The sequence below is a fragment of the Paracoccus sp. PAMC 22219 genome (assembly GCF_000787695.1).
Taxonomy (GTDB): domain Bacteria; phylum Pseudomonadota; class Alphaproteobacteria; order Rhodobacterales; family Rhodobacteraceae; genus Paracoccus.
Window position 1 is genome coordinate 1 of the sequence record NZ_BBPH01000015.1, and the last position, 9,197, is coordinate 9,197.

The window sequence follows — 9,197 nt, forward strand, 5'->3', positions numbered from 1 at the left end:
CCCCCCGCGCCGCAGTTCGACACCGTGGCCGCAAACCAGCGTCTGACGCAGGCGGGCTACAGCGCCTTTGGCCTGATGCGCCAGGAGGGGCCGCGCGTCATGCTGGACGCGACCAACCCCGACGGAGAGACCGTCACCCTGGAACTGGACCCGCAGGGCCAGCTGGTGCGCGAAACCGCCCGCTGATCGAAACGCCTGCAGCGCAGCAAGGGCCGTCCTATCCGGGGCGGCCCTTTTTCCATGGCGCGCCCCTCTGCCCAACAAGACACTTTGCCTTGGCGCGGCCCCGGTCTAGGCTGCGGGCCAAGCCAAAGCCCTTGGCGGCGTGTCATTTTATCGACACGCATGCCCGATAACGGGAAACGGCTGAGTGACAACGACATGGAGGATCTTTCTATGACACGGATCGACAGACGCGGCCTTCTGCGCGGGGCTGCGGCCACGGCTGGCGTGGCGCTGGCCTCTCCCTACCTGGCGCGGCGCGCCATGGCGCAGGGCGCGGGGCAGGTGAACATCTTTGCCTGGGCCGGCTATCTGAACGACGAGATCCTGGGCGCCTTTCAGGAGGCCACCGGCATCACCCCGAATTTCACCCCCTATGGCACCAATGACGAGCTGCTGAACCAGCTGCGCGCCAACAATGGCGGCGGGTTCGACCTGATCTGGCCGACCGTCGACCGCGTCCCGAACTATGTCGAGTTCGGCCTGATCCAGCCGCTGGACGAATCCCGCATCGAGGTTGCCAAGGTTCTGCCCAGTGCCTGGGAAAACTCGGTCAACCTGGGCGCGGTCGTGGACGGCGCGCGGTACCAGGTGCCGACCGACTGGGGCACCGAGGCGATCGCCTTTGACAGCGACCAGAACCCGCTGGAATACGGCACCGCGTCGTATGGCGATCTGTGGAAGGACGGCGCGCAGGCGACCGTGCGCGGGCATTCCTCGCTGATCGGCCTGGGGCTGTGGCTGGAGGCCGAGGGCAAGCTGCCGCGGCCGCTGCTGGATGCCTTCACCGATCCCGACGCGCAGATCGAGATCTTTGACGTGATCCTGGCCGAGGCCATCGCGCGCAAGGGCAACATCATCCAGTTCTGGACCAACGAGAACGAGGCCCAGGGCGCATTCCGCGTCAATGGCGCGACCGTCGGCCAGACCTGGGATTCGACCGCCGCCGCGCTGGCGGGCGAGGGTCTGCCCGTGGGCTTCGTCGCGCCCAAGGAAGGCGCGCTGGCCTGGATGGAAGGTCTGTCGATCCCGACGGGCGCCGAGAACCTGGACGGGGCCTATGCCTTCATCAACTGGTTCCTGACGCCCGAGGCCGGCGCCATGTACACAAACGCGACCAAGATCAACTCGACCGCGGTCGGGTCCGATCAGCTGACCTCGGACGAGGCCAAGGCGTTCTTCGCCGCCGCCTATCCGGGCGATGCGCTTGAAAAGCTGTGGTGGTGGCCGATCCAGGAAAGCTGGTACATCACCAAGCGCAACGAGTATCAGGACCGCTTCCTGTCGGCCTGAACCCAACCGGGGGCGGCCACCGCCGCCCCCCTTCCTTGCAGGAGACACAATGTCCCATTCGGTCGAACTTGCCGGCATCGGCATGACTTTTGGCACCACCCGCGCCGTCAGCGATGTCAGCTTCAAGGTCGAGGCCGGAGAGTTCTTTTCCATCCTCGGCCCGTCCGGCTGCGGCAAGACCACGATCCTGCGCATGATCGCGGGCTTTATCGAGCCGACCGACGGGCGCGTGCTGATCGGCGATCAGGACATGAAGGGGCTTGGTCCCAACCAGCGCCCGACCGCGATGATCTTTCAGTCGCTGGCCCTGTTCCCGCTGATGTCGGTGCGCGACAACATCGCCTTCGGCCTTGAGGCCCGCGGCGTGGGTCGTGCGGAACGCCGCGCCAAGGCCGACGACCTGCTGCGCCTGATCGCGCTGGAGGGATACGGCGACCGCATGCCGGGCGAACTGTCAGGCGGCCAGCGTCAGCGCGTGGCGATTGCCCGCGCCCTGGCCGTGGAACCCGGTGTCCTGTTGCTGGACGAACCGCTGTCCGCGCTGGATCTGAAGCTGCGCCAGCACATGCGCGCCGAACTGCGGGCGCTGCAGAAACGCACGGGCGTCACCTTCATCTACATCACCCACGACCAGTCCGAGGCGCTGGCCATGTCGGACCGCGTCGCCGTGATGTCGGCGGGCCTGCTGCAGCAGGTGGCCACCCCGCGCGAGCTGTACGACAACCCCGCCACCCCCTTCGTCGCCCGTTTCGTGGGCGAAACGAACGCCATTCCGGGCCGCATCACCGATGTGCAGGCAGGCACCGCCCGCATCGACACCGAACTGGGCCCGCTGCTGGGCCGCGCGGGGCAGGGTGCGGTGCCGGGCGCTCAGGGCACGATCTATGTCCGCCCCGAGGCGCTGATGCCCGGCGGCGGTGAAAACCCCCTGCAGGCGCAGATAGATAGGGTCGATTTTGAAGGCTCGTTCGCCTTGGTCCATGGCCGCTTTGACAGCGGCGCGGCGCTGACGGCCTCGGTGCCGTCGACGCGGCTGGCCGATGCGCCCGTGCCGGGGCACCGCGCGTCGTTCGGGTTCCAGCACGCACATGCGGTGGTGCTGGGCGATGGGTGATCTGAAAAACCGTTTCGGACCGGGGCTTTCGACGATCTTCCTGATCCTGGTCCTGTTCTGGCTGGCCGTGATGGTCCTGGCCCCGAACCTGATGATGATCGATTACGCCCTGCGCCCGAACCTGCCGCCCGCCGCGCTTGGAGGGCCGGACGACACCTATACGTTGTCGAACATCCTGTATCTGGCGGGGGAACCCACCCATCGGGCGATCTTCTTCAAGACGATCTGGGCCAGTGGGCTGGTGGCGGCGGTGACGTTTGCCGTCTGCTATCCCATCGCCTTCTGGATGGCGCAGCGGGCGACGACCGGTCAGCTGGCGATCGCGCTGATGCTGATCATCATCCCGTTCTTCATCAACGAGGTTCTGCGCACGCTGGCCTGGTTCATCATCCTGGCCTATCGCGGGCCGCTGAACGCGGTGCTGATGAACATCGGCCTGATCGAGGCCCCGATCCGCTGGCAGGGCAATGGCGGCGTGCTGGCCGCGATGGTCTATGCCTATATCCTGTTCATGCTGCTGCCGATCTACAATGCCATCGAATCGCTGGAAAAAGCCCAGATAGAGGCCGCCCGTGACCTGGGCGCATCCCGCTGGCGGATCCACACCCGTGTCGTGATCCCGCATGCCAAGGCGGGCATCGCCACGGGCTTCGTGTTCACCTTCATGCTGGCCGCAGGCAGCTATGTCGCGCCCGCGCTGCTGGGGTCGCCGGGCAGCCGATGGTTCACCGAGATCATCTACAACTGGTTCTTCGAGGGCGGCGACTGGAACCGGGGTGCGGCCTATGCGCTGGTGCTGCTGGTGCTGTGCCTGGCGGTCGTTCTGGTCACCCTGCGGCTGTTCCGCGTCAACCTGACGGATGTCGCGAAATGAGGGCGGAACGCATCTTCAACGCCATGTTCTGGCTGTATCTGGTCGTGTTCGCGGCCTATCTGTTCACGCCGCTGATCATCATGGGTGCCGCCAGCTTCAACGAAAGCCGCTTTCCTACGGTGATCCCGTGGCAGGGGACGACCACCGAATGGTTCGCGGCCATGTGGGCCGACGCCGCCATGTGGCAGTCGCTGTGGACGTCGGTGCTGGTCGCGGTCTGCGTTGTCGTGATCGTGGTGCCGGTGGGCACGGCCGCGGCGCTGGTGCTGACATCGCTGCATGCACGGGCGCGCAGTTTCGCCTATGCGGTGATGGTGTCGCCCCTGCTGACGCCGGGGGTGGTGATCGGCATTTCCACCCTGATCCTGTGGCGGCAGATGGGCGTCGGCGGCGGTGTGTTCCTGATCGTGCTGGCGCAGTCCACCTTCATCATCTGCTATGTCATGCTGATGGTCATGGCCCGCCTGCAGCGGTTCGACCGCACGCAGGAGGAGGCGGCCCTGGGCCTTGGCGCGTCCCGCGTGATGGTGTTCCGGCGCGTCACGCTGCCGTTCCTACGCCCCGCGCTGGTCGCATCGGCGGGCCTTGCGGTGCTGCAGTCGATCGAGAACTACAACACCACGCTGTTCGTGCGCGGGTTCGAGACGCCCCTGACGGTGTTCATCGCCACCAAGGTCCGCACCGGGCTGACGCCCGCGGTGAACGCGCTGGCGCTGATCATCATCGTGGCGACGGTGATCGGCGCCATCGCATACGAGGTCGCGCGCAGGCGGCGCGCGGCCTAGCCGTTCGGCAGGATCAGGTCGGGCGCCCGGCTGGCGGTCAGGACCAGTTCCATGTTGGGCAGGTCGTTGGCCTCCAGCTTGGCGCGGGCCTGATCTGGGGGCAGGTCGCGCCATCGGGCGGTCAGGCGCGCCCGCAGGACCGATTGCGGCACGTCCAGCATCACGGTCAACGCAAAGTGATGCGCCAGATCACGCCAGCCGGGCCGGTCCAGCAGCAGATAGTTCCCCTCGACCAGGATCAGCCGGGCCGAGGCCGGGATCTCGCGTGCGGCGGCGCGGCTGATCTCCAGGTCGCGGTCGAACACGGGGACCAGCACGCCGCGCCCGTCATCGGCGGCCAGCCGGTCCAGCATCGCCGCGAAGCCGTCCAGATCGAACGTCCAGGGCGCCCCCTTGCGCGGCAGATCGCCGCGCGCCGACAGCAGCCGGTCGTCCAGGTGGTATCCGTCCATCGGCAGCAGCGCCGCCCCCGGCAGATCGGCCAGCAGCGCGTCGGTCACGTGGCTTTTCCCCGCGCCCGGCGGCCCCGCCAGCGCGACCATGCACCGGCCAGGACCTTGGGCCAGATCGCGCAGCCGGGCGATCAGGTCGGGAAGCTGTGTCGTCGCGGTCATCATGTCACCTTGCAGGGCCGTGTCGCGTCGATCCTTTTCCGATAAGCCGGAACCAATCAAGGCGGCAGTGTCTTGAAGCAGACGACAAGGTCTGGCGCAGGTTTACAAGGGACGCGACGTGGACGAACGGGAAGACTGGCACCTGACCGAGGCGCTGCATCATGAACAGGGCCGGGGCGATCCGTTCGCGGCCGCCGTCCGTGCCACGCGGATGTCGATGGTCATCACCGACCCGAACCTGCCGGACAACCCCATCGTCTTTGCAAACGACGCATTCCAGCGCCTGTCAGGCTATGACCGGTCCGAGATCATCGGGCGGAACTGCCGTTTCATGCAGGGGCCGCATACCGACCTCGATTCCATCGCACAGATCAGGGAAGCGGTCGGCAAGGGCACGGATATATCGATCGACATCCTGAACTATCGCAAGGACGGCACATCGTTCTGGAACGGCCTGTACCTCAGCCCCGTACGCAATGACGACGGCACGATCCGGTTCTTTTTCGCGTCGCAGCTGGATGTGACCGACAGGGTGGACGTGCAGTCGCGCATGGCGCGCGAGAAATCCCGGGTCGAGGCCGAGGTGACGCGTCGCGTGGCCGAGCTGCGTGATTCGCTGGATGCACAGCGTCTGCTGCTGCACGAAGTCGACCACCGCGTGAAGAACAACATGACCATGATCGGGTCCATCCTGCGTCTGCAGCTGCGCGAGGCTGCCGACAGCGACACCGCCGAAATGTTGCGTGCCATGATGACCCGCATCGACGCGCTGGCCACCGTGCACCGCCATCTGTACCAAGCCGACGACGTGACGCGGTTCGACATCGGGTCCTATGCGGTGAACCTGGCCTCCGACCTGACGCAAAGCCGGGCCGATTGCGATATCCGCATCCGCGCCGATCTGGGCCGGGCCGAGGTGCCTGCCGGACAGGCCGCGGCCATCGGCCTGATCGTGAACGAGATACTGACCCACATGATCCGCCCCGAAAACGCCGAAGCGGGGCAGGTCTTCGACATCTCCTCGCGGACGACCCCTGCGCGGGTCGAATTGTCCATCGGCTTTGGTCCGGCCGAGATGGCGGTCCGGGGGGCCGATCCGGTCTATTCCCCGTCCGGGGTGAACGAACAGATCATTTCGCGGCTTGCCGCACAGACACGAACGCGCGTGGCTTGGTCCAGGACCGACCAGGGGTCGATCCAGGTCACCGTCGTCATCGACAAGGAAAATTCATGAACCGCCCAAAGGCGCCGCTGTCGATCCTTGTGGTCGAGGATGAGTTCATCATCGCGATGGATATCGAGATGATGATCGAGGATGCCGGCCATCAGGTTCTGGCCGTGGCTTCGTCGCTGCAGGACGTGATGGCGCTGCCCGCCGACAAGGCCCCCGACGTGGCGCTGGTCGACATGCAGCTGGCGCGCGGCAGCACCGGGCTGCAGGTGAACAGTGCCATCCAGAAACAGTGGCCGGATACGATCGTGGTGTTTGTCACCGCAAACCCCAAGAAGATCCCCGACGATTTTGACGGCGCCCATGGCGTCATCGCCAAGCCGTTTTCCTCGGCCGGCTTTGTCGCGGCACTGAAGTATCTGGAGGAGGGCGTGTGCGACCCGCCCCCGGTGTCGCCGGAACCGGGCAGCTTCGTCGCATCGCCGTCCTTTGCCGCGCAGTGGGGCGTCAGTCCAGAGGGGCGGTGATCACCACGCGCAGTCCGGGCGCATTGCCGTCCGACTGCAACTGGCCGTCCAGCTGTTCGACCAGCGACGCGACCATCCGCATGCCGAACCCGGTGCCCTTGATCGACCCGTCCGACCCCACGCCGCTGTCGGTGACCGACAGCAGCAACCCGGTGCGTGTCTGCGACAGCACCACCGAAACCGGGCCCGGCTGGCCGCCATAGGCATACTTGATCGCGTTCGCGACCACTTCGTTGACCAGCAGGCCGATGCTGATCGCCCTGTCCGCCGACACCAGGATCGGCGCGAATTCCGTCTGGATCGCGTCGGACCATGCCGGGTCCAGCGACGACTTCATGTCGTGCAGCAATTCTTCCAGATAGATCGACAGGTCCACGATCTGGGCGCTGTCATCCTGATACAGGCGGCGGTGGACCAGGCTGACAGCCGCCAGCCGGCTTTGCGCTTCGTCCAGCTGTGCGCGAACCTGCGGGTCGGCACCGCGACCCTGCATGCGCAGAAAGGATGCCACCAGCGCCAGGCTGTTCTGGACGCGGTGATTGACCTCTCGCAGCAGGAATTCCTTTTGCTGGATCAGGTTCTCGTTCTCGCGCAACGTGATCGACAGTTCGGCGTTCAGCCGGCGGATGCGGCGCGAACTGCGCGCCTCCAGCATCAGGCGGACCAGGCGGCTGGCGGCCTCGATCTCGGCGGCGGTCCAGGGGCGGGACTTGCCGCGCACCTCGTCCGACCATGCCGCGAACGAGGCGCGGGGTTCCAGCGTGGCGCCGGGCACGGCGGGGGCGTCCTTGTGTGGATTGCCCGCCCAGGTCACGACCTGCAGCTTTTCGGCGCGGAACCACATCAGGATCGTCGGCACTTCGGTCGACATGGTGACCGACAGCATGCCGCTGGCCACGTCGCGATAGGCCTGCGCCGCGGGGATGTCGCGCCCCAGGTCGGAACTGACGAACGGCGTGATCGAGGCCGACTGCTGCACATGGTCGGCCAGATGGCGCAGCGCCGCCGCATCGGGGCAGCTGCCGAACCGGAACAGCTCGCTGCCCTGCGCGGCGGCGAACCCATCGGCCCCCACCAGCTCGGCCAGTGGACCCGCCGATTGGGCAAAGAACTGGTCCAGCCGGTCATCGGGGCCAAGCCGGGCCAGCACCGTATCCTCATGCGCGCGCAGGCGGATGCGTTCGCGGTACAGCAGCGTCTCCTCGCGCAGGCGGATCTGGCGGGCCAGGCTGTCGGCCATCGACTGACAGGCCAGCCGCGTGGCCAGCGACAGATCGCGCGGCTCGGGGTGGTGGCAGGCGACCAGCCCCCACAGCGCGCCATCCTTGATGATCGACATGGACGCCGACGCGCCCACCCCCATGTTGCGCAGATAGTGCAGGTGGACGGGGGATACGCTGCGCAGCATCGAATCGCTGAGGTCGATGGTCTCGATCCCGGGGACGCTGCCGGTGATCGGCTGGACGGGGGCCTGCACGTCGGCGATCACGCGCACGCGGTTGCGCACGTACAGGGCGCGGGCCTGACGGGGAATGTCGGTCGCGGGGAAATGGTGGTTCATGAACGTGCCCATGCCGTCGGCCCGGCTTTCGCCCACCACGGCCCCGGCCTCGTCGTCGATGAAGCGATAGATCATCACCCGCGCATGGCCGGTCAGCTGGCGAAAGACGGTGGCCGCGTTCCGCATCAGGTCGGGCAGCGACGACGACCGTTCCAGCGCCGCGTCCAGTGCCTGCATCCGGCCCAGGAACCGGGTGTCCAGCGGCGGCTGGTCCAGCGCAGGCAGCATCTCGATCACGACATGCGCGCCACTGCGATAGGCCAGCAGGTCCCAGAACACATCGTCGATCTGCACGGAGCCCAGGGGAACGGGACCGGTATCGGGCACGGCGTCCGTCATGCCATCCAGCGCGCCGCCAAGCACCTGCGCCAAGTCCTGGCCGATCAGATCGCGCGTCAGGCTGTCGGATCGTCCCGCGGCGCCGACGATCCGCCCACTGGCCGGGTCCACGATCAACAGGTGGCCATGCGACTGGATCGATCCGGGAATATGGATCGGTTCACGGTCGCAGGCGGTCAGGTCATCGGCATGGGCAAGGCTGGAATGCGCGGTCGACATCCCTGATTTCTAAGCCGGGCGGGTCCAGCGGTCCAATTGCTTTTCGTTTATCGGAGCATGAACGCGGCCATGGCCGTCCGGAACACCGCCCGTGCGGCGTCCACCGCCACCACAGGGTCGGGATCGGCCACCTGAAGCCAGTCCAGGAACCGCCGCCACCGCCGCGGATCGCCCGTCTGCAGCGCCAAGTGCGACGCGCCGTGATCCGCGGTGAATCCAAGGGCCGCGGCCCTGCGCGCGATCAGGGTCGCGCCGATGGCCGACCCCTCGACCACATACAGCGCCCCCGCGATGGCGGCGGCGTCGGGCAGGGCGGGCGGGGCCACGGGGGACGGGCGGGCCGCGCCAAGGTCCGCCAGATCGCGCGCGGTCGCATTCGACAGCATCACAGGCCGCCAGCCGATCCCCCGTGACCCGGCGTCCAGCAGCGGATCGATGGCCGTGCGAAAGGCGTGGCTGCCGCGCAGATAGTCCAGAT

At 67.0% G+C, this 9,197-nt stretch carries 8 protein-coding genes and 2 pseudogenes; 7 read left to right on the top strand and 3 right to left on the bottom strand.

Translation table 11 applies throughout. The features are described from left to right. From TY51_RS02815 to TY51_RS02835, 5 genes and pseudogenes are all read left to right on the top strand, one after another. Window positions 1-186, top strand: a pseudogene (locus TY51_RS02815) (hypothetical protein); the annotation flags it as partial. Window positions 187-396: 210 nt separating this feature from the next. Continuing rightward, entirely contained in the window at window positions 397-1,515 is a 1,119-nt protein-coding gene (locus tag TY51_RS02820; RefSeq protein ID WP_042245609.1) for an extracellular solute-binding protein, read from the top strand. A 49-nt stretch (window positions 1,516-1,564) separates the two neighbouring features. After that, on the top strand, window positions 1,565-2,629 hold the full coding sequence (locus TY51_RS02825; RefSeq protein WP_042245612.1) for an ABC transporter ATP-binding protein: 1,065 nt from the start codon (window positions 1,565-1,567) through the stop codon (window positions 2,627-2,629). After that, window positions 2,622-3,503, top strand: coding sequence for an ABC transporter permease (locus tag TY51_RS02830; protein WP_042245615.1), 882 nt, complete (start codon window positions 2,622-2,624; stop codon window positions 3,501-3,503). The genes TY51_RS02825 and TY51_RS02830 overlap by 8 nt, the downstream gene beginning before the upstream one ends. Beyond that, on the top strand, window positions 3,500-4,288 hold the full coding sequence (locus TY51_RS02835) for an ABC transporter permease (protein ID WP_042245618.1): 789 nt from the start codon (window positions 3,500-3,502) through the stop codon (window positions 4,286-4,288). Before TY51_RS02830 ends, TY51_RS02835 begins: the two co-directional genes overlap by 4 nt. Here the strand turns inward: TY51_RS02835 and TY51_RS02840 are convergent. Further along, on the bottom strand, window positions 4,285-4,902 hold the full coding sequence (locus TY51_RS02840) for a hypothetical protein (protein WP_052649701.1): 618 nt from the start codon (window positions 4,900-4,902) through the stop codon (window positions 4,285-4,287). The two genes, TY51_RS02835 and TY51_RS02840, sit on opposite strands and share 4 nt — an antisense overlap. Before the next feature lie 118 nt (window positions 4,903-5,020). Between TY51_RS02840 and TY51_RS02845 the strand changes: the two genes are divergently transcribed. Both TY51_RS02845 and TY51_RS02850 read left to right on the top strand, forming a co-directional pair. Then, the gene (locus TY51_RS02845) at window positions 5,021-6,136 is read left to right on the top strand and encodes a histidine kinase dimerization/phosphoacceptor domain -containing protein (RefSeq protein ID WP_042245620.1); all 1,116 of its coding nucleotides are present in this window, start codon (window positions 5,021-5,023) and stop codon (window positions 6,134-6,136) included. Continuing rightward, on the top strand, window positions 6,133-6,600 hold the full coding sequence (locus TY51_RS02850; RefSeq protein ID WP_042245623.1) for a response regulator: 468 nt from the start codon (window positions 6,133-6,135) through the stop codon (window positions 6,598-6,600). Before TY51_RS02845 ends, TY51_RS02850 begins: the two co-directional genes overlap by 4 nt. Here TY51_RS02850 and TY51_RS02855 read toward each other — a convergent pair. Together TY51_RS02855 and TY51_RS22415 are read right to left on the bottom strand one after the other, a co-directional pair. Beyond that, complete coding sequence (locus tag TY51_RS02855; protein ID WP_042245626.1) at window positions 6,581-8,719, bottom strand: histidine kinase dimerization/phosphoacceptor domain -containing protein; 2,139 nt, start codon at window positions 8,717-8,719, stop codon at window positions 6,581-6,583. The genes TY51_RS02850 and TY51_RS02855 overlap by 20 nt on opposite strands. A gap of 47 nt (window positions 8,720-8,766) precedes the next feature. Beyond that, window positions 8,767-9,197, bottom strand: a pseudogene (locus TY51_RS22415) (hypothetical protein); the annotation flags it as partial.

What these genes read in the sequence shown, in the direction of transcription:
- TY51_RS02850 (WP_042245623.1), top strand. Translation starts at nt 6,133, where the DNA reads ATGAACCGCCCAAAGGCGCCGCTGTCGATCCTTGTGGTCGAGGATGAG.
- TY51_RS02830 (WP_042245615.1), top strand. Translation starts at nt 2,622, where the DNA reads ATGGGTGATCTGAAAAACCGTTTCGGACCGGGGCTTTCGACGATCTTC.
- TY51_RS02825 (WP_042245612.1), top strand. Translation starts at nt 1,565, where the DNA reads ATGTCCCATTCGGTCGAACTTGCCGGCATCGGCATGACTTTTGGCACC.
- TY51_RS02835 (WP_042245618.1), top strand. Translation starts at nt 3,500, where the DNA reads ATGAGGGCGGAACGCATCTTCAACGCCATGTTCTGGCTGTATCTGGTC.
- TY51_RS02820 (WP_042245609.1), top strand. Translation starts at nt 397, where the DNA reads ATGACACGGATCGACAGACGCGGCCTTCTGCGCGGGGCTGCGGCCACG.
- TY51_RS02840 (WP_052649701.1), bottom strand. Translation starts at nt 4,902, where the DNA reads ATGACCGCGACGACACAGCTTCCCGACCTGATCGCCCGGCTGCGCGAT.
- TY51_RS02855 (WP_042245626.1), bottom strand. Translation starts at nt 8,719, where the DNA reads ATGTCGACCGCGCATTCCAGCCTTGCCCATGCCGATGACCTGACCGCC.